The following is a 21261-nucleotide window of genomic DNA, read 5'->3' on the forward strand; positions in this document are numbered from 1 at the left end:
GGCTCCGCAAAGGCCGGCATCATCGCCGTCGCAAGAAAGCTCATCACGATCCTCAATGCAATGCAGCGCGACAAAACTAACTTCGCTTGAACACAGTTGCCATGTCACACGGCACACCCTGGATTGGACGGGTGGATCCTCGGGGCAAGCCGAGGATGACGCCGGGGGGAACGGAGTGCAGGCTTCTGACAAAAGAAAACGGCGGGGTTTTGCCCCGCCGTTCTCTTTGAAATCCCTTGCGAAAACTACTCGCGTTCGCCGGTGAAATTCAGCAGGAGCTGGAAGATGTTGACGAAGTTCAGGTAGAGCGAAAGCGCGCCGAACACGGCCATTTTCTGCTGCGATTCCTGGTCGATGTTCTCGGCATACTGTTCCTTGATGTTCTGCGTGTCCCAGGCGGTGAGGCCGACGAAGACGGCGATGCCGATCACGGAGATGGCGAACTGCAGCGCGGTCGAACCGAGGAAGATGTTGACGATCGAGGCGATGATGACGCCGATCAGGCCCATGATCAGGAACGAGCCGAACTTCGACAGGTCACGCTTCGTCACATAGCCGTAGAGGCTCGTCGTGCCGAACATGGTGGCGGCGATGAAGAAGGTACGGGCGATGCTCGTGCCGGTGAAGACGAGGAACACCGAGGCGAGCGACAGGCCCATGACGGCGCAGAAAGCCCAGAAGGTCATCTGCGCGGCGCTGGCCGACATCGTCTGGATCTTGAACGAGAAGAAGAAGACGAAGGCGAGCGGCGCCAGCATCACCACCCACTTCAGCGGCGAGGAGAAGATCGGCACGTAGAGGGCCGGCGTCGAGCCGACGATGAAGGCGACGAGGCCGGTGATGACGAGGCCTGCGCCCATGTAGTTGTAGACGCGCAGCATGTGCTGACGCAGGCCCTCGTCGAAGAGGGCGGCCGACTGCGCCTGCGCGCCGTAGCCAAATCGCTGTTGTACGGGGTCCATCGAATGTCTCCTTCGGTTTGGAAGCGGTTGATCAGTAGAGCGTGCGCGAGAGATCGCGCGCGGTTTGCGCCAGGTCGTCGGCCTTGCGGCTTTCCGACACAAGCGCATAGGCGACGTCGCCGATCTGCCAGTAGGCGGCTCGGGCATTGTCGGCGTGGAAGAGCAGGACATGCTGTACGGCGAACGAGCCGGGGCGTACCGCGAACAGCGACAGGCGCTCGTCCTTGCGCGGTTCCAGCACCAGCTCGACGCTCGGGCCGTAGGCGGAGGGGAAGACCTGCGTGTCGATCACGCCCCAGCCCTTCGGCAGGTCCGGCAGCACGATCGCGGTTGCCGAGCGGATCTCGGCCGGATCGAAGGTCTCGGTCTCCGGCTGGGAGGCCATCGTGTCGCGCAGCAGCGTCGTCTTGTGCGCGCGCACCGCCTCCTCCACGAAGGCGGGCGGCGGCGTGGAGGCCACGACCTCGGTGGCGCCGAAGGGGCCGAGCACGGCATGGGCCGTCCAGCCGGCGGCAACGAACAGGGCGATGGCTGCGGCGCGGCGGAAGACGGAGAAGATGCGGCGGCGCGACAGCGAGCGCTCCAGAAGCCGCGCGGCCTCGCGCGTTTCCTGCCGGATCACCGTGCGGTGGTCGGCGAGCGCCAGGCGAAGCTCGTCGCGCACGCGCAGGTCCTTCATGACCTGCGCCGCGACCTCCGGCCGTTCCGAAAGATAGGCCTCCACCTCGATGCGCCGGCCGACGGCGAGCTGCTCGTCGACATAGGCGTTGAGATCGGTTTCGAGAATGGGATCATTGCTTGTCATCGCCAGTGCCTCCGACGAGCCTGAGATGTGTGACGGGAGCGGCCGCGCCGCTCTGTTCGAAGGCGCGCAGCCGCTGGCGGGCGCGGGCGACGCGCGACATCAGCGTGCCGACAGGAATGCCCAGCGTTTCGGCCGCCTCCTGATAGGAAAGCTCCTCGATCGCGACGAGGTGCAGGGCCTCGCGCTGGTCTTCCGGCAGGGCGAAGAAGGCGTTGCGCAGCTGCGTCAGGCGCACCGAATGGTCCTGGTTCGCCGGGACGGACGCCTCCGCCAGTTCCGCCGCTGCATCGTGGCGGCGTTCCTGCGAGCGGCGCTGGCGCAGGCGGTCGACATGCGCATTGTGCAGGATCGACATCAGCCAGTTGCGCACGCTGGCGCCGGTGCGGAAGGTCGATTGCCGCTCATATGCCTTGACCAGCGCATCGTGCACCAGGTCCTCGGCCTCGTCCGGATTGCGCACGAGGGAGAGCGCGTAGCGCCTGAGCGCCGCGAGCTGTCCGATCACGTTGAAGCCGGGTGTCTTTCCGTTCATACCCCAGTATACGAAAGCCGGGCGACGCCCATTCCATTCCTTCCGGAAAAAATTTCAGAGCCAGTGCAGCACGAGGGCGGCGAGCACGATGTAGCGGCCGAACTTGGCGATGGAAACGACGACCAGGAAGCGCAGGAAGGGTTCGCGCATGATACCGGCCGCCACCGTCAGCGGGTCGCCGATGACCGGCATCCAGCTGAAGAGCAGGCTCCACCAGCCGTATCTGCGATACCACCGCCCGGCCCGATCGAGGTTTCCGTCGCTGACCGGAAACCATCGTGACCCGCGAAACCGCTCGACGCCGCGGCCGAGCAGCCAGTTGACGACCGACCCCAGGACATTGCCGGTGCCGGCGACGAGGATCAGCAGCACGGGGGAATAGGTTCCGGTGGCCAGCAGGCCGCCGAGCACCGCTTCCGACTGGGCCGGCAGGATGGTGGCGGCGACAAGCGCGGCGAGGAAAAGGCCGCCATAGGCGGCAAGCGTGCTCATCTGGTCAGGGCGACAGCAAGGTTCTGGTGAGGGGGTGTTCGGGATCGGCGAGGCCGTCGACGATGTCGAAATGGTGCCGGTTCGGCTCGACGACGGTCGCCGTCGTGGCGCCGAGGCCGGTCCAGATGTTGGCGAGCAGGACGTTCTGGCGCAGGAACTCCGCCCGCTCCATGGCACCTGCCCAGCAGGTGAGCCGCGTGCCCTCGACGGGGCGCAGCAGGGCCGGGCTCTCCGCGGTGGCCTCCGCCTCGTCGATGTGCAGCCGTTCGTTCATGGCGGTATGCATGAGCGGGCGCAGGTCGTGCAGGCCGGAGAGCGAGAGGACGTGGCGGATGCGGGCGAGCGTTTCGGCGGAAAGCGGCGAGGGCTCCGACACCATGCGGCTGACGAGCTGGCCGCCCGCCGAATGGCCGATCAGGCGGAGCTCGCCGGCGACCAGCCCCGCCGCCGTTTCGATCGCCGCCGCGATCTCCCGCACGATGCCGCCGATACGGATGGCCGGGCAGAGCGTGTAGGAGGGCATGGCGACGGCATGGCCATGGGCGAGGGAGCTCGTAGCGAGATGCGACCAGAAGCTTTTGTCGAGCCGCAGCCAGAAGCCGCCGTGCACGTAGACGACGAGGCCGCGTGGCGCGCCCTCGGGCAGGAAGATGTCGAGGCGGTTGCGCTCGCCCTCGCCATAGGCAAGGTCGAGTCTTGCCCGGCCTTCGGCGGCAAGCGCCGTGCGCATCTGCTGCGCCGGTTCCACCCAGGCGGCGGGCCAGCGCGTGCCGCCCGGAATATTGCCGCCGTTCTCGTAGGCGTCGTCCCAATCGGTGATCCTGTAGCCGAGCATGCCGTCCTCCGTTTTCAGACGCCGAGATAGCGGTCCTGCAGGTCGCGGGTAAAGGCCTGCGGCGGGCCGGAAAACACGGTGCGGCCCTTTTCCAGCACGCAGCAGCGATCGGTGAGCGGCAAGAGTTCCGAGAGCGTCTTGTCGACGACGAGGATCGACTCGCCTTCCGCCTTCAGCCGCCGGATCGCCGCCCAGATATCCTGCCGGATTACCGGCGCCAGTCCCTCGGTCGCCTCGTCGAGGATGAGGAGCTTCGGATTGGTCATCAGGGCGCGGCCGATCGCCAGCATCTGCTGCTCGCCGCCGGACAGCGTATCGGCATATTGGCCCAGCCGCTCGCCGAGCCGGGGAAAGAGATCGACGACCTTCGCCAGCGTCCAGGCGCCGCGCCGGGCGGAGGCGAGGAGGTTCTCCTCAACCGTCAGGTTGGCGAAGCATCGGCGCCCCTCAGGCACCAGGCCGATGCCGAGCCGGGCGATGCGATGCGGCAGGAGGGAAGTCACGGCTTTGCCGCCGAAGGCGATGCGGCCGGCACGGGCGGGCGTCAGGCCGAGGATCGAGCGGATCGTCGTCGTCTTGCCCATGCCGTTGCGGCCCATCAGCGCCACGACCTCCCCCTCGCCCACGGCCAGCGATACGCCGAACAGGGCTTGCGAAGCGCCGTAGAAGGTTTCGATCTCCTCAAGCACGAGCAGGCTCATGCGGGCTCCCCCAGATAGGCCCGGCGCACCTCGGGGTCGTTGCGGATCTCGCTGACGCTGCCTGTCGCGATGATGCGGCCGTAGACCAGCACGGACACGCGGTCGGCAAGCGCGAAGACGGCGTCCATGTCGTGCTCCACCAGCAGGATCGGCGCTTCCCGACGCAACCCGTCGAGAAAGCCGGTCAGCGCCTTGGAGCCTTCCGGCCCCATGCCGGCCATCGGCTCGTCGAGCAGGAAGGCTTTCGGCTCCATCGCAAGCGCAACGGCGATCTCGAGCTGCCGGCGTTCGCCGTGGGACAGCGCCGCGGCGGGCACGTTCGCCCGGTCGGCCAGGCCGACGCGCGACAGCATCCGCATCGCCGGTTCGGTGAGCGAGACGTCGCTCGCAACGGGGCGGAAGAAGCGCAGGCTCGTTCCCTGCCGCGCCTGCACGGCGAGCATGACGTTGCGCAGCGCGGAAAACTCCTGGGCGAGCGAGGATATCTGGAAGGTGCGGGCAAGGCCCATGCGGGCGCGCCGCGCCGTGTCGAGCATGGTGATGTCGGTGCCGAGGAAGCGGATGCTGCCGGCATCGGGCGCGAGCGCGCCGGAAATCTGGTTGATTAGCGTGCTCTTGCCCGCGCCGTTCGGGCCGATCAGCGCGTGGATCTCCCCGGGCCTGAGATCGAGGCTCGCCCCGTTCGTCGCCTTCAGCGCGCCGAAGGATTTTTCGAGGCCTTTGACGTCGAGGACCGGTTCAACCATGGCGTGGCCTCCCGGCAAGAAGGCCGATCAGCCCACCGCGCGCGAAGAAGACGACGGCGAGCAGGACGAGGCCGAGGAAGAGCTGCCAGCGCTCCGTCAGGCCACCCAACGCATATTCGAAGAGAACGTACAGCGCCGCGCCGGCCAACGGGCCGAACAGGCGGTTCTTGCCGCCGAGGATGATCAGCACGATCAATTCGCCGGACATGTGCCAGGACAGCATGGAAGGGCTGACGAAGCGGTTGAGATCGGCAAACAGCGCACCGGCAAGGCCGGTGATCATGGCCGAGAGCACGAAGGCGACGAGACGGATCGCGAAGGGCGAGATGCCGATGGCGGCGAGCCTTGCCGGGTTCTGCCGCGCGGCCTCCAGCGCCGCGCCGAAGCGGGAGGCCCGCAGGCGGTGGAAGAGGAGAAGGCCTGCGAGCAGCAGCACGAAGACCACGACGAAATAGGGGAAGGGCTTTGCCGTGTTGAGGCCGGGAAAGCCGTTGCGCATGGAGAGCGACAGGCCGTCCTCTCCGCCATAGGCCGGCCAGGAGATCGCGAAATAATAGATCATCTGCGCGAAGGCGAGCGTGATCATGATGAAGTAGACGCCGGATGTCCGAAGGCTGACGAGGCCGATCGGCAGTGCGACGAGGCCGCAAAGGAGGATCGCGACGAGCCAGATGGCCGGCATGGCGGTCGTGCCCGGCAGGCCGAAGGCGACGGGCTCCATGTTGAAGGCATGGGTAGCCAGCACGCCGGCCACATAGCCGCCAAGGCCGAAGAAGGCGGCATGGCCGAAGGAGACGAGGCCGCCGAGCCCGAGCGCGATGTTGAGCCCGACCGCCGCCAGCGCCAGGATCGCGATGCGGGTGGCAAGCGTGATGTAGAAGGCCTCGCCGATGAAGAGCGCGGTGAGCGCGACGGCCGGCAGCAGGAGGACGAGGAGGACGTTGACCGTCGTTTCGCGGGCTCCCATGGTCATGTCCTCGCCGAGAAAAGGCCGCTCGGCCGGAAGGCGAGGATCAGCGCCATCACGATATAGATGAGCATGGAGGCGAGCGCGGCGCCGACGGGACCGGCCTGCGTGGCCGGCATCATCAGCGCGAGCGCCTTGGGCAGCAGGAAACGGCCCATCGTATCGACGAGGCCGACGAGGATCGCGCCGATCAGCGCACCCTTGATCGAGCCAATGCCTCCGATCACGATGACGACGAAGGCGAGGATCAGCGCCGGCTCGCCCATGCCGACCTGCACCGATTGCAGCGCGCCGACCAGCGCGCCGGCAAGGCCGGCCAGCGCCGCCCCGAAGGCGAAGACGATCGTATAGAGCGAGCGGATGTCGATGCCGAGCGCGGCGATCATCTCGCGGTCGGATTCGCCGGCGCGGATGCGCATGCCGAGGCGGGTGCGGCCGATCAAAAGGTAAAGGCCGATGGCGACGATGACGCCGACACCGATGATGGCGAGGCGATAGAGCGGATATTGCCCGCCGCCGGGCAGCGCCACGGCGCCCTGCAGCAGGGGCGGAATATCGAGATAGAGCGGAAAGGAGCCGAAGAGCCAGCGCGTACCCTCGGAGAAGATGAGGATCAGCGCGAAGGTGGCGAGCACCTGGTCGAGATGGTCGCGGGCATAAAGCCTGCGGATAATGGCGACCTCCATCAATGCCCCTGCGGCTGCCGCCGCGGCAAGGCTTGCGACGAGGCCGAGCCAGAAGGAGCCGGTCGCGGCCGCGACCGTCGCGCAGGCGAAGGCGCCGACCATGTAGAGCGAGCCATGGGCAAGGTTGATCAGCCCCATCACGCCGAAGATCAGCGTCAGCCCGGCGGCGATGAGGAACAGCATCACGCCGAGCTGGAGCCCGTTCAAAAACTGTTCGATCAGGAGGGCGAGGGACAAGATGGCCGGTCCGGAAGGTCATGCGGGGACATCCGCCCGGGGGGGGGGGGGCGGATGTCCGGTCGCGGATTACATCGAGCACTTGTCGGCGTAGGCGTCGCCGTGATCGGTGAAGGCGGTGGCGATGATCTTGTTGGTCAGGACGTCGCCTTCCTTCACGACCTCGGTCACGTAGATGTCCTGGATCGGATGGTTGTTCGTGTTGAACTTGAATTTTCCGCGCACGGAAGCGAAATCCGCCTCCTTCAGCGCGGCGCGGAAGGCATCCTTGTCCTTCACGCTCGCCTTGCCGATGGCCGAGAGGATGAGGTTGGCGGTGTCCCAGCTCTGCGCGGCATAGATCGACGGCAGGCGATTGTATTCCTTCTGGAAGGCCTCGACGAAGGCCTTGTTGGCGGGGTTGTCGAGGTCCTTCGCCCAGGTGCCGGAATTCTTGACGCCCAGCGCGGCATCGCCGATCGCCGGCAGCACGTCCTGGCTGAAGGAGAAGCCGGGGCCGGTGACGGGGATGGCGACGCCCGACTGGGCATATTGCTTCATGAAGGCGATGCCCATGCCGCCGGGCAGGAAGAAATAGACGGAATCGGCACCGGACGCGCGGATCTCCGCGATCTCGGCGGCATAGTCCGTCTGGCCGACCTGGGTATAGACCTCGCCGGCGAGCTCGCCCTTGTAGTAGCGCTTGAAGCCGGTCAGCGCGTCCTTGCCGGCCGGATAGTTCGGGGCGAGGATGAAGGTCTTCTTGTAGTCCTTGTTGTCGTATTCGCCCATCGCCTCGTGGAAGTTGTCGTTCTGGTAGGCAACGTTGAAATAGTTCGGATGGCAGTTCGCGCCGGCGAGCGCCGAGGGGCCGGCATTGGGCGAGAGATAGATGACGTCCTGCGCAACGGCGTTCGGCACCACGGCCATGGCGAGGTTCGACCAGATGATGCCCGTCATCAGATCGACCTTGTCGCTCTGGATCATCTTCTCGGCGATCTGCACGGCAAGTTCCGGCTTCTGGGCGTCGTCTTCCACGACGAGCTCGATCTCGCTGTTGCCGGACTGCTTGATCGCCAGCTGGAAGGCGTCGCGCATGTCGACACCGAGGCCCGCGCCGCCGCCCGACAGCGTTGTGATGACGCCGATCTTCACCGGTTCCGCCTGGGCGATGCCCGCCGTCATGAGCGCGAGAGCGGCCACGCCGCCCGCCAGAAACTTCCGCATGCTGTTCTCCCTCTGTCCGTCGGCCCGTTTTCGGGGCGTTTTTCGAGAAGAGAACCTTTCAGAGTTCCGCGATCAGCGCAACCGTGTGTTTTCGTTTCGCAATCGGAGAATTTTAGGAAGATCGGCGGCGGCCCGCAGGTTCGGGCCGTCCGCACGATCAGCGCCGCGGAGGAGGACGGCGGCTATCCTCCGGCCGGCAAGCCGGCCCATCCACCCGGTCAGCAGAGCGCCGACCGGTTCATCAGCATGATGTCGCTCGATGTCAGCGTCATGCGCGACGGTTCGTCGATCTGTTCCAGCACCGCGCGCAGCGCCTTGTCCAGGCAGAACTCGGCGATCTCGGCATCCAGCGACTTGGCGGATTCCAGTGCGAACGCGACGAGCCGCGCCAGCGCCATCAGTTCCGCGCCCCGGTCTTCTGTTTCAACGCTTTCGATTTTCATGTCCTGTGCCCCCCTGAGCAACGCTCACTTTCAGCCCCTGCGGCGAAGTATAGGCGTGACTCCGGGGCTATGCGCGTGACTCCAGCGTGACACACGCGGAATGGGAAACTGCACGTTTTCTCAGGCTATGGGTTGATCGGCAACGGAACGCCACAGGGATGTCGCCCGAAACGTCCAGTTTCCTCGTTTTACGGGAGTTTTTGCATCAAAACCGGCAAGGACGTGCAGCAGGGCGAGGGCATCCGCGCGCTTCTGGTCCACGGCGGCTGCGTGGAGAAGTTGCAGAAGTCCCTTCCGGTTTGCCGCCGCGCCGGCTGATTTTATGACCGAGGACCAGGTCCGCTCCTTGTAGAAGAGCCTCCTTGCAGCGGTCCGAAGTGTTGATATGTCATACTTTTCAAGGGTTTCTTCCGCCTCCAGCCGATCGAGCGTCGCCTCGACATTGACGAGTGGAAGCGAGAGGGCGGGATAGCCGAGTTCGGCGGGACCGTGGAGCATGGTGACATCGGCGTCGTCGACGCGTCGGCCGCTGGCATAGTCCTCATAGATGCGGCCGATGCCGACCATGCCGAACGTATCGCACTCGGCAGCGCGCAGCGCACCCATGCTGGCGGCGCCGAGGACGGCGACGCCCTGGTCCAGCGCATGAAGGATTTCCTTGTGCCAGACGGGTGCCACGTGCTCGAAATTGCCGTCGACGATACCGATGGCTGTGGCGCCCGCGCGCACGGCGCCCAAGACGTCGCCGTGGGCCGCCGGTGGGCGGACCTCGACGGCGTCGCCAGAAAGAGCGGCGGCATCGGGCAGGCTCGGGCCGGCAAAGAGGATCTTCATGTGGTTCCGAACAGCATGTGGGAGAGAGCGCGGGGACCGACGGCATGCCGGCGCGCGCCTTCCGGGTTTTCAAGCGCGGGCACGACCATCTTGACGACGCGAACCGGCAGCGAGGCATCCCCGAGCGGCACGGCGACGATGGGCGTGATGCCAGATGCACCGAGCCGTTCCACGCAATGGGCGAGCAGCGCGGCGGCGTCACCCACGGGTGCGGGATAGGTTTTCGCCGCGCCCGGCCAGGCCTCGAAGAGGGCGAGGGTTTCCGGCGCCAGCGGCCGGGTGAAGGTTTCGGCGAAGAGATCGTCGCGCGCGCCGCTGATATAGGTGAGGCGCGATTGCGCGACTTCGGTGAGCGCGCGGATCACGGCGCGCGCGGCCACGGGATGAGTGCCGTAGCCGATGGTCGCATCGTGGAAGAGCGGCCGCTTCCTTGCGGCAAGGCCGGAATCGCCGAGCACGGCGGCGTAGGTGGGGATGGCAAGGTCGCTGGTGATGTCGAAGAGGCGCAGATCGAGCCCGGCCGTGCGGAAACGGCCGGCCAGCGCCTCTATGAGCGGATCGGCGAAGCCGGCGGGATCGACGGCGGTCGCCTGGCGCTTCTGGCGTGGCAGCAGGCGCCACAGTCGGTCGGCGTCGCGCTCGATGCGCTCCAGGAGGCCGTGTAGGATCGCCTCGCTCTCCGAATTGCCGGAGGCAAGGCCGTCGGAGGATTGCCAGAAGCGTGGTGCCGCATCGGTCCTGTCGAGGCAGACGGCTTCGCGCGGAACCCAGATGGTCTCTCCCGTCACGATGTTGCGCCCGGCGAGCCAGTTGAAGGGTTCGTCTTCGGCAAGGAAGGCCTGTCCGCTCGCAACGAAGATGTCGAGCGGCAGGCAGGCTTCGCCGGCCGCCGCGAAATCGCGCCGTGTGGCCCGCCGCACCGGCACCAGGGGCTCACCGGCGATCGAGCGCTCCAGCGCCTCCATGGCAGCGGAGACCTTCGCGTCGATATCGGTGATGCCCTTGCCCTGGTTGATGACGATCGAACGGGCATTGGGGCTGACGGCGTTCCAGACCGGGATGCCGACGTTGTCGAGCCCGGTCAGGCGGGACAGCCGCGTGATGCCGAACCGGGGCAGCAAGGCCTCGATCCGGCTCCACGTCTCATCGGGACTGCAGATGCGGTCCGAATAGGCGGTCACGCTGTGAGCCGGGCCGAGGCTCACTTGTCCATGAAGCCGCCGGAGGGGTCCATGAAACCGCCGGACGCATCCATGAAGCCGCCGGACACGGCATCTGCCGAAGTTGCGAGCGCGGCGAGGTTGACACCCTTGATCACCGATGCGCCGGCCTTGCGCAGATCATCGGCCGCCTTCAGCGCCCCCGTCGTGGGGGCGGCGATCTGCGTCACCGTGCCGGCATCGAGATCGGCGACCCAGAGGCCGTCGTCCCCCTGAATGCCCAGAACAACCAGTCTTGCCATGTCCACTTCCTCTCTCTTTGTGCCGGTCGCTAGAAGCCGGCTTTCTTCAATCCGTCGTAATAGTGCCTGCGCTGCCACTCTTCCTTGAAGGGCACGATCGCCATCCAGGAGTCGAGATCGAAATTCGGGTGGACGTCATAGGTGCGGCGGATGAATTGCCGCGCCTTCTTCATGTCGCCGAGCATGCTCCAGCTTGCCGCGGCGAGGCGGTCGGCCGGAGTGCGGTCCTTCATGCGGGCGATATAGTCGAGTGCCTGCTGGTAGAGGCCGAGCGAATAGCTGGCGCCGGCGGCGGTCCAGAAGTATTCGTCGGGCGGCAGCGGATTGAGGTCGATCGCCTGCTCGATCTTCTTGAGGCCGACATCCGGCCGGGAGGCCTGCACAAGCGTATCGGCATAACTCGCGATGACATTGGCGTAGTGCGGGCTGAGTGCCTCGGCGCGGTCGAGATAAGCGACGCTCTCGTCGAACTGGCGGGCATAAAGCTTGACGACGCCAAGCTCGCGGTAGCCGGAGGGCAGGCGCTCGTCGGCGCGGATGGTTTCTTCGGCGTGGCGCTCGGCCTGGCGCAGCAGGTCCTCGTCGCCACGCGCCGTCACCAGCCATTCGAGGAAGTAGCTGCGGGCAAGGCCCCCGATCGCCGGGGCGAAGGCGCCATTGGCCTGCAGGGCCTCTCGAAAGCTCTTGCGGGCGCGGCGGATGTCTCGCAGGTCGAGGTTCTTCAGCTGGACCTGGCCGACAAGGAAACTGCGATAGGCGGCCGCGTCACGCTCGTAGTCGCCGCGCACCAGTTCGTTGCGCTCGATCTCGGTGGCGATCGCCCCGGCGATCTGGTGCGAGATCATCTGTCGCGATCGGGCAAGGCCCTCGGCGGAGAGCGGGAAGCGCTCGGCCCAGATCACCTCGTCGCTGCCGAAGAAGATGAGCTGGGCGAAGAGCGTGTGATGGTCGCCCTCGTCGCGCAGCCGCGTTTCCAGGATGTAGCTGATCTTGTGGCGCTCGTAGGTGTCGGCCCTGTCGGCCTGGAGCGAGATTTGCGCCGCGGTGTGCGGGGCGATGATCGAAATGGAGCGCAACGCACAGAGCCCGATCGTCACGTCCTCGATCAGCGCTTCGCTGAAGCGGGCGGCTGTACGGGCGGCGAGCGTGGTGACCGGCGGCAGCAACACGACACGCGGCGGGTTCTGCCGGGGGAGCGCTATGTCCGCCTCCTGCGGCGTCAGCACGCGGGCGGGCGGCTGGAGGGTCATGAGACTGGCGGGCACCGCCGTCCGGCCCGTCAGCACGGCACGCACCTCCTCGTCGTCCGGATTGCTTTCGAGCAGGCGCAGCGCGGCGGCGGCGCGGGCTTGGCGCGTACCGGCGCCGTCCGGCGCATTCCCGTCGAGCAGGGCGCTACGCAGAAGGGCCATGTGCGCGGCCCGCTGCAGCACGATCCAGCTTGAAAGCGCGTGGTTGCCGGGCCTGACATATTTGAGGAAATCGTCGGTCAGGAGGCCGGCGAGCACGGAAAGCCCCGCACCGTCGCGCACCTTGTCGATATCGCTTTCGATGGCTTCCGGCCCGAGCGCGATCGTGGTGTCCGTGAAGGTGAGGTAGGTCCGGTCCAGTTCCCGCTGGCGTTTCTGGGTCCGTGAAACGGTCTGCCGCAGGTTGGCGAAGGCGGCGGCGCTGTTGGCATCATCCCAGAAGAGATTTGCGGCATCCGCCCGCGGCATGCTGCTCACGCCGCGCGCCAGGAGATAACAAAGGATCAGAAGCGCCTTTTCGGGAAAGACGATATCGTTACCGCCCTCATCGAGCAGGCGCAGATGACCGAGCGTCTGCAGCCGCGCCGGCATGTGGGGTCAGATCCGCAGTTCCGGTGCGTTGTCCGCGCGTTCGCCCGCCTCGGTGGTGGCGCTTGCCTTGGAAAGTGCGGTTGCCAGCGCGATGATCGACTTGCGCACGCCCGCATCCTCGATCTTCAGGAAGGCGCGGTTGAGGTCGAGGCCTTCCTTGGAGGAGACGAAGGTGGAGACGTCGCCCGTCTCGTGCATGACGCCGGAGGTCGGCACGGCGCTGTCTTCGTCCTGGAAGAAGAAGCTCGGCGGAACGCGGAACACGTCGGAGATCGCCTGGAGGCGGCTGGCGCTGATGCGGTTGGTGCCTTTCTCGTACTTCTGCACCTGCTGGAAGGTGACGCCGAGCCGGTCGGCAAGCGCTTCCTGACTCATGCCCACCATCAGCCTGCGCAGGCGGACGCGGGAACCGACGAAGACGTCGATCGGATTTGGTGTTTTCTTGATCATGAGACTTTCTCCCCTGAAAGACATGCCGGGGCATGGCGAGATACGCATATTCCGTCACTCTGCTTGAATCGCCTGTCCGATGCAACTGCCGCGAACCGGATTTCCTTGCTACCGTAACGTGAGGTAGCGTGCACTTCAGATATCGTAGCTTTGCGGCGCGCTGAGGGAGGCGATGAACTTTTTCGTGCGCTCGCGCTCCGGCGTGGAGAAGATGGCGCGCGGCGGCCCCTCCTCGACGACGACGCCGCCATCGAGGAAGACGACCGTGTCGGCAACGCGCGAGGCGAGGCGCAGGTCGTGCGTCGCCATGACCATCGTCGTGCCCTCGCGCGCAAGCCGGCTCAGCACTTCGACCACCTCTTCCGCAAGCTCGGGGTCGAGCGCGGAGGTCGGCTCGTCGCAAAGCAGGACGCGCGGCGAAGGGGCGAGCGCGCGGGCGATGGCGACGCGCTGCTGCTGGCCGCCCGACAAGGTCGCCGGCCAGGCGTCGGCCTTGTGCGCCATGCCGACCTTCTCGAGAAGTTCCATCGCGCGGGCGCGCGCCTTGTCGGCCGGCCATTTCAGGACGGTGACGAGGCCTTCCATCACGTTTGCGATGGCGGTCTGGTGCGGAAAGAGCTGGAAGTTCTGGAAGACCATGCCGGTCTGGCGGCGCAGTTTCTGCACGGCGTCCCAGCCCACCTTTCGGCCGGGGGCGAAATCGATCGTCTCGCTGCCGAGCTTGATGGAGCCCGAGGTCGGCGTCTCGAGCAGGTTGATGCAGCGCAGCAGCGTGCTCTTGCCGCCACCCGAAGGGCCGACCAGCGCCGTCACCGTGCCCTCCGGCAGGGCGAGGCTGATGTCGCGCAGCACATGGTTGTCGCCGAAGCGTTTTTCGATGTGGCTGAGTTCGATCATGTATGGGCCTCCAGGAAGCCGCCATAGCGGGCGAAGCGCCTTTCCAGCCGAACCTGCAGGGCCGACAGCACGGAACTGAGCGCGAGATAGATCAGCGCCGCCTCGATGTAGAGGATCAGCGGCTCGTAGGTCGTGGCGACGATGCGCTGCGCCGTCTGGAAGAGTTCCGGCACGGTGACGGCGGCGGCGAGCGAGGTGTCCTTCACCAGCGAGATGAAGGTGTTCGACAGCGGCGGCACGGCGACGCGCGTCGCCTGCGGCAGGATGGTGCGGCGCATGGCCTGCGACCAGCTCATGCCGATCGAATAGGCCGCTTCCCACTGGCCGCGCGGCACGGAGGCGATGACGGCGCGGATGATCTCCGACGTATAGGCCCCGACATTCAGCGTGAAGCCGATGAGGGCGGCCGGGAAGGCATCGAGTAGGATACCGGCGCTCGGCAGGCCGTAGAAGATGACGAAGAGCTGCACCAGAAGCGGCGTGCCGCGGATCACCCAGACATAGAAGCGGGCGACGGCGACGAGCGGGCGCGGCCCGAACAGCCGCGCGATGGCCGTGACGAGGCCGAGCGTCAGCCCGAGCACGAAGGAGAGCAAGGTGAGCGGAATGGTGAAGACGAGCGCGGCCCACAGCAGGGGGACAAGCGAATCCAGCATCAGTTGAAGCCACGGCGGCACGGGAAAAACCTCCGGAAATGCGGCTGGCCGGGGTGATCCCCGGCCAGGTCGTGGTTTTATCTATAGTCGAGGAGCGGGCCGTCGCGAAGCGGTCTCCCGGCAGGATTTACTTCGAGACGTCCTGGCCGAAATACTTGTCCGAGATCGCCTGGTACGTGCCGTCGGCCTTGATGTCGGCAAGCGCCTTGTTGATCGCGTCCAGCAGTTCCGGTTCGCCCTTGCGGATGATCACGCCGGAATAGTCGGCGTTTTCCTGTTCGGCGGCGATCTTCACATTGGCGTCGGGCTTGTGCTTCTTGAAGTCGAGGAAGGACAGGCTGTCGTTGATCGTCGCGTCGGCGCGGCCGGTCAGGACGAGCTGGATCGACTGGTCGAAGCCATCGGTGCCGACGAGCTCGGCGCCGGCGCCTTCAGCGATCTTGCCGAAATTGGAGGTCAGCGACTGGGCGGATTTCTTGCCCTTGAGGTCGGCGAATCCCTTGATGCTGTCGTCGTCGGCACGCACGATCAGCACGGCCTTGGAGGCGATGTAGGGCTCGGAGAAGTCGTATTTCTGCTTGCGCGCCTCGGTGATGCCGACCTGGTTGATCACGGCGTCGTAGCGGTTGGCGTCGAGGCCGGCGATGAGGCCGTCCCACTTGCCTTCCAGGAACTCGGCCTTGACGCCAAGCTTCTTGGCGATGGCCTCGCCGATCTCGACGTCGAAGCCGACCAGCTTGCCGTCGGTGTCGTGGTAGGTGAAGGGCGCATAGGTGCCTTCGGTGCCGATCTTCAGCGCGCCGGCGGCCTGCACGGCCGCGAGGTTTTCCCCCGCATGGGCCGGGGCGAGAATGGCGGCCTGGAGCGCCGCAGCGGCGGCGAGGGTCTTCAACCAGTTCATCTTGGAACTCCGTTTCTGGCTCAAGTGTTCGATGGAGCGATAGATCGCAGAAATCGGTGCAAAACGATGGGCAGAAAACTGCGAATAAAAACGGCAAATGCGAATATTTTTCTCATTTTCCGCTGCCTTCAGGCGGAGAAGGGCGCGTTTCGCTTTAAAAATCCGGCCCTCTGCGCGGGCTGCGGCCTTTGTGCATTTCGTGTTTTTAGGGGCTTGCCAAGCGGGAAAACAGGGACAATTGATGTGGCACCCAAAATAACAACCGGGGAAGGAAAACAAAATGGCAAACAGACTCATTGGCTTTCGTGCGGCTCTTCTTGCGGGCGCAATCCTGCTGGGCGCCGGTCCAGCTCTTGCAGAAGCGGTGCTTCACCGCGGCAATGCCGGCGAACCGCAGACCCTCGACCAGGCGCACACTTCCATCAACATCGAGGAGTTCATCCTCAAGGATCTCTACGAGGGCCTGACGATCTATGACGCGTCCGGCAAGATCGTTCCCGGCGCCGCGGAAAGCTGGACCGTCTCCGACGACGGCACGGTCTATACGTTCAAGCTGCGCGAGAACGCGAGGTGGTCGGACGGTTCCCCGGTGACGGCGGAAGACTTCGTCTTCTCCTTCACCCGCGTGGAAGACCCGAAGACCGCGGCGGGCTATGCCAATATCCTCTATCCGATCAAGAATGCGGAAAAGGTCAACAAGGGTGAGCTCGGCCTCGACCAGCTCGGCCTCAAGGCCGTCGACGCCACGACGCTGGAAGTGACGCTGGAGCGGCCGACGCCCTTCTTCCTCGAGCTGCTTGCGCACCAGACGGCGCTTCCGGTCTCCAAGGCCAGCGTCGAGAAGAACGGCGCCGACTTCGTCAAGCCCGGCACGATGGTGTCGAACGGCGCCTTCAAGCTGGTCAGCCATGTCCCGAACGACAACCTGGTCGTCGAGAAGAACGAGAACTATTGGGATGCCGCGAACGTCAAGCTTGACAAGGTGATCTTCTACCCGATCGACGACCAGGCCGCTTCGGTCCGGCGCTTCGAGGCGAAGGAAATGGACCTCGTCTACAACTTCTCCGCCGACCAGATCGAGCGGCTGAAGGCGAGCTATGGCGAGCAGGTCCATGTCTCGCCGACGCTGGCGACCTACTACTACGCCTTCGACACCCGACAGGAGCCCTACAGCGACGTCAACGTGCGCCGCGCGCTCTCCATGGCTGTCGACCGCGACTTCCTGGCCAAGGAAATCTATTCGGGCTCGCAGCTTCCGGCCTATTCCATGGTGCCCCCGGGCATGGAAGGCTATGAGCCGGCGACCGCCGATTTCGGCGCGCTTTCGCAGCTCGACCGCGAGGACGAGGCGCTCAAGCTGATGAAGGAGGCCGGCTACGGCGAGGGCGGCAAGCCGCTGAAGATCGAGATCCGCTACAACACCAACCCGAACCACGAGCGCGTGGCGACGGCCGTTGCCGACATGTGGAAGAACACCTTCGGCGCGGACGTCTCGATGGTGAACCTCGACGTCTCCTCGCACTACGCCTACCTGCAGGAAGGCGGCGCGTTCAACGTGGCGCGTGCCGGCTGGGTCGCCGACTACGCGGATGCGGAGAACTTCCTGGCGCTCAGCGTCAGCACCAACAAGACCTTCAACTACGGCAAGTTCAACAATGTCGAGTATGACGCGCTCATGAAGCAGTCGTACGAGGAGCGGGACCCGGCAACGCGCGCCAAGGTGCTGCACGAGGCGGAAGCCCTTCTTATGAAGGAACAGCCGATCGCCCCGCTCCTGACACAGGCCGATCTGTGGCTCGTCTCCAGCAAGGTTCAGGGTTGGCAGGACAATGCCGCCAACCAGCACCTGAGCCGCTTCCTCAGCGTTTCGGAATGATCCGGCGTCAGTGCGCGGCCTCCTGAGAGGCCGCGCGCTTTCGTATCTGGGGAGACCTGGCCATGCTTGCCTTCGTTCTGCGGCGCCTCGCAAGCGCCGTGCCGACGCTATTCATCGTCGTCACCATTTCGTTCTTTCTCATGCGCTTTGCGCCCGGCGGCCCGTTCAACCTCGAACGTCCCCTGCCGCCCGCCACGATGGAAAACCTGATGCGGGCCTACCAGCTCGATCAGCCGCTCTGGCGACAGTACCTCACCTATATGGGCAACGCCGTCACCGGCGATTTCGGACCGAGCTACATCTACAAGGACAATTCCGTCGCCGAGCTGATCGGCAAGGGACTGCCCTATTCGGTCGAGCTCGGCTTCTACGCATTGTTGCTCGCGCTCGTCGGCGGCGTCATCGTCGGCACGATCGCGGCGTTGCGCCAGAACAGCGCGCTCGATTTCGCCGTCATGTCGGTGGCGACGATCGGCGTCACGGTGCCGAACTTCGTCGTCGGGCCGGTGCTGACGCTGATCTTCGCCATCATGCTCGCCTGGTTGCCGGCCGGCGGCTGGGGCGACGGGTCGCTGCGCTTCCTCATCCTGCCGATGATCGCGCTCGCTTTGCCGCAGCTCGCGGTCTTCGCGCGGCTCACCCGCGGCTCGATGATCGAGGCCCTGCGCACCGACCATATCCGCACCGCGCGGGCCTATGGCCTGCCGGCGAAATCGGTGGTCGTGGTGCATGCCATGCGCGGCGCCATGCTGCCGATCGTCTCCTATCTCGCGCCCTGCGCGGCCGCTCTCCTGACCGGCTCGGCGGTTGTCGAGACCATCTTCACCATTCCCGGCGTCGGGCGCTACTTCGTGCTCGGGGCGATCAACCGTGACTATACGCTCGTCATGGGCACGGTCGTCCTGATCGCCATCTTCGTCATCGTCTTCAATCTGCTGGTCGACATTCTCTATGGCCTGCTCGATCCGAGGGTTCGCCATGACTGACGCCGTCGTTTCCCCCGTGCCCGAGAGCGAGGTGAAGGGGCGCAGCCTCTTCCAGCTCGCCGTCATGCGCTTCCGTCGCAATCGCCCGGCCATGGCCGGCTCCGTGATGCTGGTGCTGATCGCCTGCTTCTCGTTCTTCGGTCCCTTCTTCATCAGCCACAGCTACGATCAGGTCTTCTCTTCCTATGTCACCATCCCGCCGAGCCTCGAGCCGCGGCCGGGCGAGGACACGCTGGAGGAAGCGATGAAGGGTGTCGCGGCACGCGCCCGCGTCGAGCTTCAGTCCTTCTCCGTCGAGGGCGAGACCTTCACCGCGGTCGTCACCGCCGAGAATCCGATCGATCCGCGCACGACGCGCTATTTCGACCGCGCCAACGAGTTCGACAAGACGGAAGTCCTCTCGACCGAGGACGAGGGCCGCAAGCTGACGCTTTCGGGCGTCGTCGACCGGGAATATTTCCTGTTCGGCACCGATACCAACGGGCGCGACCTCATGGCGCGCGTCATGCTCGGCGGGCAGATATCCATCGCCGTCGGTCTCCTCGCCAGCCTCGTCTCGCTCGGCATCGGCGTCGTCTACGGCGCGATTTCGGGTTACATGGGCGGGCGCGTCGACAATGTGATGATGCGTTTCGTCGAGATCCTCTATTCGCTGCCCTTCGTCTTCCTCGTCGTCGTGCTCGTCGTCTTCTTCGGGCGCAGCTTCGTGCTGATCTTCATCGTCATCGGCGCGGTGGAATGGCTCGACATGGCCCGCATCGTGCGCGGCCAGACGCTTTCCTTGAAACGCCGGGAGTTCATCGGCGCGGCGGAGGCTCTGGGGCTGACCGACTGGCAGATCATCCGCCGGCACGTCATCCCCAACACGATCGGCCCGGTCGTCATCTTCGTCACGGTGATCGTGCCCAAGGTGATCCTGCTCGAAAGCTTCCTTTCCTTCCTCGGCCTCGGCGTGCAGGCGCCGCTGACGAGCTGGGGCTCGCTGATCGCCGAAGGCGCGAACAACATCCAGTCGGCGCCCTGGCTGCTCGTCTTCCCCGCCATCTTCTTCGTCGTCACGCTCTTCTCGCTGAACTTCGTCGGTGATGGCCTGCGTGACGCATTCGACCCGAAGGATCGCTGACATGGCAGAGACACAGAAGACCATGGAGCCGATCCTCGCCGTGCGCGACCTGAAGGTCTCCTTCACGACGCCGGACGGCGATGTCGATGCCGTCAAGGGCATCAGCCTCGATGTCCGCCCCGGCGAGACCCTGGCGGTGGTCGGCGAATCCGGCTCCGGCAAGAGCCAGACCATGATGGGCATCATGGGCCTGCTGGCCGCGAACGGACGGGTTTCGGGCTCCGCGAAATATCGCGGGCAGGAGATGGTCGGCCTTCCGCCGAAGGCGCTCAACGAGATTCGCGGCGCGAAGATCACCATGATCTTCCAGGAGCCGATGACCTCGCTCGATCCGCTCTATCCCGTCGGCAAGCAGATCGCCGAGGTGATCGTGCACCACCGCGGCGGCACGCGGAAGGAGGCCCGGCCGCGTGTGCTGGAGCTCCTGAAACTCGTCGGCATTCCGGAGCCTGAGCGCCGTATCGACAGCTATCCGCACGAGATGTCCGGCGGCCAGCGCCAGCGCGTGATGATCGCCATGGCGCTCGCCAACGAGCCGGACATCCTGATCGCCGACGAACCGACGACGGCGCTCGACGTGACGATCCAGGCGCAGATCCTCAAGCTCCTGCGCGACCTGCAGAAACGCTTCGACATGGCGATCGTGCTCATCACGCACGATCTCGGCATCGTCCGGCATTTCGCCGAGCGGGTCGTCGTCATGCGGCGCGGCGAGATCGTCGAGCAGGGCGGGACGGCCGGCATCTTCGAGAACCCCCAAGCTGACTACACCCGCATGCTGATCGAGGCCGAGCCGCATGGCCGCAAGGCCGCGCCGCCGGATGACGCGCCGATCATCCTGGAGGGCCGCAATGTCGTCGTCGACTACAAGATCGACGGCGGCTTCCTGAAGCAGCGCGCCAGCACGTTCCGCGCCGTCGACAATGTCAGCATCAGCCTGCGCGAAGGCCAGACGATCGGCGTGGTGGGCGAATCCGGCTCGGGCAAGTCGACGCTCGGGCGGGCGCTGCTCAGGCTGATCGCCAGCAAGGGCGCCTATCGTTTCGGCAGGACGGATATCTCCGGCCTCGACCGCACCGGCATGCGGCCGCTGCGGCGCAGCATGCAGCTCGTCTTCCAGGATCCCTACGGATCGCTCTCGCCGCGCCAGACGGTCGGCGAGATCATCACCGAGGGTCTCTACGTGCACGAGCCGCAACTATCGCGGGCCGATCGCGACAAGCGGGCGATCGCGGCGCTGAAGGAGGTCGGGCTCGATCCGGCGGCGCGCAACCGCTATCCGCACGAGTTTTCCGGTGGCCAGCGGCAGCGCATCGCGATTGCGCGGGCGATGATCCTCAAACCCCAGGCCGTCATTCTCGACGAGCCGACCTCGGCACTCGACCGTTCCGTGCAGGGCCAGGTGATCGAGCTCCTGCGCGATCTCCAGTCCCGCTACGGCCTGTCCTATGTCTTCATCAGCCATGATCTTTCGGTGGTGCGCGCCATGAGCGACTATGTGGTGGTGATGAAGGACGGCAAGATTGTCGAGGAGGGACCCACGGACGCCATTTTCAGCGCGCCGCGGGAGGATTATACCAAGACCCTCATCGGCGCGGCCTATAATATCGGGCCGTAATCCGA

Annotated in this window: 23 protein-coding genes; 4 read left to right on the top strand and 19 right to left on the bottom strand. The window is 65.6% G+C overall.

Annotated elements, in window-relative coordinates; genetic code table 11:
• Positions 1 to 245: 245 nt before the first annotated feature.
• From MUU56_RS15095 to MUU56_RS15185, 19 genes are all read right to left on the bottom strand, one after another.
• On the bottom strand, positions 246 to 962 hold the full coding sequence (locus MUU56_RS15095) for a Bax inhibitor-1/YccA family protein (RefSeq protein WP_064331329.1): 717 nt from the start codon (positions 960 to 962) through the stop codon (positions 246 to 248).
• Between the two features lie 31 nt (positions 963 to 993).
• Positions 994 to 1767 carry an anti-sigma factor family protein gene (locus tag MUU56_RS15100; RefSeq protein ID WP_244768124.1) on the bottom strand — a complete coding sequence of 258 codons (774 nt, stop codon included), beginning with the start codon at positions 1765 to 1767 and terminating at the stop codon, positions 994 to 996.
• Positions 1754 to 2299 (bottom strand): sigma-70 family RNA polymerase sigma factor, encoded by a 546-nt coding sequence (locus MUU56_RS15105; RefSeq protein ID WP_244768125.1) that lies wholly within the window; start codon positions 2297 to 2299, stop codon positions 1754 to 1756. The genes MUU56_RS15100 and MUU56_RS15105 overlap by 14 nt, the downstream gene beginning before the upstream one ends.
• 54 nt (positions 2300 to 2353) lie before the next feature.
• Positions 2354 to 2791 (bottom strand): YqaA family protein, encoded by a 438-nt coding sequence (locus MUU56_RS15110; RefSeq protein ID WP_244768126.1) that lies wholly within the window; start codon positions 2789 to 2791, stop codon positions 2354 to 2356.
• A 4-nt stretch (positions 2792 to 2795) separates the two neighbouring features.
• Positions 2796 to 3626 (bottom strand): alpha/beta hydrolase, encoded by an 831-nt coding sequence (locus MUU56_RS15115; protein WP_244768127.1) that lies wholly within the window; start codon positions 3624 to 3626, stop codon positions 2796 to 2798.
• A gap of 14 nt (positions 3627 to 3640) precedes the next feature.
• Positions 3641 to 4327 carry an ABC transporter ATP-binding protein gene (locus MUU56_RS15120; protein WP_244768128.1) on the bottom strand — a complete coding sequence of 229 codons (687 nt, stop codon included), beginning with the start codon at positions 4325 to 4327 and terminating at the stop codon, positions 3641 to 3643.
• Positions 4324 to 5073, bottom strand: a complete 750-nt coding sequence (locus MUU56_RS15125) for an ABC transporter ATP-binding protein (RefSeq protein WP_244768129.1) — start codon at positions 5071 to 5073, stop codon at positions 4324 to 4326. The genes MUU56_RS15120 and MUU56_RS15125 overlap by 4 nt, the downstream gene beginning before the upstream one ends.
• Positions 5066 to 6040, bottom strand: a complete 975-nt coding sequence (locus tag MUU56_RS15130) for a branched-chain amino acid ABC transporter permease (protein ID WP_244768130.1) — start codon at positions 6038 to 6040, stop codon at positions 5066 to 5068. Before MUU56_RS15130 ends, MUU56_RS15125 begins: the two co-directional genes overlap by 8 nt.
• A 2-nt stretch (positions 6041 to 6042) precedes the next feature.
• Positions 6043 to 6963, bottom strand: a complete 921-nt coding sequence (locus MUU56_RS15135; protein WP_244768131.1) for a branched-chain amino acid ABC transporter permease — start codon at positions 6961 to 6963, stop codon at positions 6043 to 6045.
• A gap of 69 nt (positions 6964 to 7032) precedes the next feature.
• Entirely contained in the window at positions 7033 to 8169 is a 1137-nt protein-coding gene (locus tag MUU56_RS15140; protein WP_133033643.1) for an ABC transporter substrate-binding protein, read from the bottom strand.
• A gap of 218 nt (positions 8170 to 8387) precedes the next feature.
• A complete protein-coding gene (locus tag MUU56_RS15145; protein WP_244768132.1) occupies positions 8388 to 8612 on the bottom strand; it encodes a hypothetical protein in 225 nt (74 codons plus the stop codon).
• Positions 8613 to 8732: 120 nt separating this feature from the next.
• Positions 8733 to 9446 (bottom strand): TfuA-like protein, encoded by a 714-nt coding sequence (locus MUU56_RS15150; protein ID WP_244768133.1) that lies wholly within the window; start codon positions 9444 to 9446, stop codon positions 8733 to 8735.
• A complete protein-coding gene (locus MUU56_RS15155) occupies positions 9443 to 10627 on the bottom strand; it encodes a YcaO-like family protein (protein WP_244768134.1) in 1185 nt (394 codons plus the stop codon). The genes MUU56_RS15150 and MUU56_RS15155 overlap by 4 nt, the downstream gene beginning before the upstream one ends.
• 20 nt (positions 10628 to 10647) lie before the next feature.
• A complete protein-coding gene (locus MUU56_RS15160) occupies positions 10648 to 10908 on the bottom strand; it encodes a hypothetical protein (protein ID WP_244768135.1) in 261 nt (86 codons plus the stop codon).
• Between the two features lie 29 nt (positions 10909 to 10937).
• On the bottom strand, positions 10938 to 12749 hold the full coding sequence (locus tag MUU56_RS15165; RefSeq protein ID WP_244768136.1) for an AfsR/SARP family transcriptional regulator: 1812 nt from the start codon (positions 12747 to 12749) through the stop codon (positions 10938 to 10940).
• Positions 12750 to 12755: 6 nt separating this feature from the next.
• Positions 12756 to 13199, bottom strand: a complete 444-nt coding sequence (locus MUU56_RS15170; RefSeq protein ID WP_244768137.1) for a helix-turn-helix domain-containing protein — start codon at positions 13197 to 13199, stop codon at positions 12756 to 12758.
• A 135-nt stretch (positions 13200 to 13334) separates the two neighbouring features.
• Positions 13335 to 14096, bottom strand: a complete 762-nt coding sequence (locus MUU56_RS15175) for an amino acid ABC transporter ATP-binding protein (protein ID WP_244768138.1) — start codon at positions 14094 to 14096, stop codon at positions 13335 to 13337.
• Positions 14093 to 14773 (bottom strand): amino acid ABC transporter permease, encoded by a 681-nt coding sequence (locus MUU56_RS15180; RefSeq protein WP_244768139.1) that lies wholly within the window; start codon positions 14771 to 14773, stop codon positions 14093 to 14095. Before MUU56_RS15180 ends, MUU56_RS15175 begins: the two co-directional genes overlap by 4 nt.
• A gap of 106 nt (positions 14774 to 14879) precedes the next feature.
• Positions 14880 to 15653 (bottom strand): amino acid ABC transporter substrate-binding protein, encoded by a 774-nt coding sequence (locus MUU56_RS15185; RefSeq protein ID WP_244768140.1) that lies wholly within the window; start codon positions 15651 to 15653, stop codon positions 14880 to 14882.
• 280 nt (positions 15654 to 15933) lie between these two features.
• On the opposite strand from MUU56_RS15185, the gene MUU56_RS15190 reads away from it, so the two are divergent.
• The 4 genes from MUU56_RS15190 (at position 15934) to MUU56_RS15205 (ending at position 21256) form a co-directional block, all read left to right on the top strand.
• Positions 15934 to 17529 carry a peptide ABC transporter substrate-binding protein gene (locus tag MUU56_RS15190; protein WP_244768141.1) on the top strand — a complete coding sequence of 532 codons (1596 nt, stop codon included), beginning with the start codon at positions 15934 to 15936 and terminating at the stop codon, positions 17527 to 17529.
• A 62-nt stretch (positions 17530 to 17591) separates the two neighbouring features.
• Positions 17592 to 18515 carry an oligopeptide ABC transporter permease OppB gene (oppB, locus tag MUU56_RS15195; RefSeq protein WP_244768142.1) on the top strand — a complete coding sequence of 308 codons (924 nt, stop codon included), beginning with the start codon at positions 17592 to 17594 and terminating at the stop codon, positions 18513 to 18515.
• Positions 18508 to 19638 (top strand): ABC transporter permease, encoded by a 1131-nt coding sequence (locus tag MUU56_RS15200; RefSeq protein WP_244768143.1) that lies wholly within the window; start codon positions 18508 to 18510, stop codon positions 19636 to 19638. Before oppB ends, MUU56_RS15200 begins: the two co-directional genes overlap by 8 nt.
• A gap of 1 nt (position 19639) precedes the next feature.
• Positions 19640 to 21256, top strand: a complete 1617-nt coding sequence (locus tag MUU56_RS15205) for an ABC transporter ATP-binding protein (RefSeq protein WP_244768144.1) — start codon at positions 19640 to 19642, stop codon at positions 21254 to 21256.
• Positions 21257 to 21261 lie beyond the last annotated feature (5 nt).

It is taken from the genome of Shinella yambaruensis (assembly GCF_022899355.1).
In the GTDB taxonomy this organism is placed as follows: Bacteria; Pseudomonadota; Alphaproteobacteria; order Rhizobiales; family Rhizobiaceae; genus Shinella; species Shinella yambaruensis.

Excerpts from the sequence above, each read along its gene's own strand:
- MUU56_RS15095 (WP_064331329.1), bottom strand. The coding sequence starts at position 962 with ATGGACCCCGTACAACAGCGATTTGGCTACGGCGCGCAGGCGCAGTCG.
- MUU56_RS15100 (WP_244768124.1), bottom strand. The coding sequence starts at position 1,767 with ATGACAAGCAATGATCCCATTCTCGAAACCGATCTCAACGCCTATGTC.
- MUU56_RS15105 (WP_244768125.1), bottom strand. The coding sequence starts at position 2,299 with ATGAACGGAAAGACACCCGGCTTCAACGTGATCGGACAGCTCGCGGCG.
- MUU56_RS15110 (WP_244768126.1), bottom strand. The coding sequence starts at position 2,791 with ATGAGCACGCTTGCCGCCTATGGCGGCCTTTTCCTCGCCGCGCTTGTC.
- MUU56_RS15115 (WP_244768127.1), bottom strand. The coding sequence starts at position 3,626 with ATGCTCGGCTACAGGATCACCGATTGGGACGACGCCTACGAGAACGGC.
- MUU56_RS15120 (WP_244768128.1), bottom strand. The coding sequence starts at position 4,327 with ATGAGCCTGCTCGTGCTTGAGGAGATCGAAACCTTCTACGGCGCTTCG.
- MUU56_RS15125 (WP_244768129.1), bottom strand. The coding sequence starts at position 5,073 with ATGGTTGAACCGGTCCTCGACGTCAAAGGCCTCGAAAAATCCTTCGGC.
- MUU56_RS15130 (WP_244768130.1), bottom strand. The coding sequence starts at position 6,040 with ATGGGAGCCCGCGAAACGACGGTCAACGTCCTCCTCGTCCTCCTGCTG.
- MUU56_RS15140 (WP_133033643.1), bottom strand. The coding sequence starts at position 8,169 with ATGCGGAAGTTTCTGGCGGGCGGCGTGGCCGCTCTCGCGCTCATGACG.
- MUU56_RS15145 (WP_244768132.1), bottom strand. The coding sequence starts at position 8,612 with ATGAAAATCGAAAGCGTTGAAACAGAAGACCGGGGCGCGGAACTGATG.
- MUU56_RS15150 (WP_244768133.1), bottom strand. The coding sequence starts at position 9,446 with ATGAAGATCCTCTTTGCCGGCCCGAGCCTGCCCGATGCCGCCGCTCTT.
- MUU56_RS15160 (WP_244768135.1), bottom strand. The coding sequence starts at position 10,908 with ATGGCAAGACTGGTTGTTCTGGGCATTCAGGGGGACGACGGCCTCTGG.
- MUU56_RS15165 (WP_244768136.1), bottom strand. The coding sequence starts at position 12,749 with ATGCCGGCGCGGCTGCAGACGCTCGGTCATCTGCGCCTGCTCGATGAG.
- MUU56_RS15170 (WP_244768137.1), bottom strand. The coding sequence starts at position 13,199 with ATGATCAAGAAAACACCAAATCCGATCGACGTCTTCGTCGGTTCCCGC.
- MUU56_RS15175 (WP_244768138.1), bottom strand. The coding sequence starts at position 14,096 with ATGATCGAACTCAGCCACATCGAAAAACGCTTCGGCGACAACCATGTG.
- MUU56_RS15185 (WP_244768140.1), bottom strand. The coding sequence starts at position 15,653 with ATGAACTGGTTGAAGACCCTCGCCGCCGCTGCGGCGCTCCAGGCCGCC.
- MUU56_RS15190 (WP_244768141.1), top strand. The coding sequence starts at position 15,934 with ATGGCAAACAGACTCATTGGCTTTCGTGCGGCTCTTCTTGCGGGCGCA.
- oppB (WP_244768142.1), top strand. The coding sequence starts at position 17,592 with ATGCTTGCCTTCGTTCTGCGGCGCCTCGCAAGCGCCGTGCCGACGCTA.
- MUU56_RS15200 (WP_244768143.1), top strand. The coding sequence starts at position 18,508 with ATGACTGACGCCGTCGTTTCCCCCGTGCCCGAGAGCGAGGTGAAGGGG.
- MUU56_RS15205 (WP_244768144.1), top strand. The coding sequence starts at position 19,640 with ATGGCAGAGACACAGAAGACCATGGAGCCGATCCTCGCCGTGCGCGAC.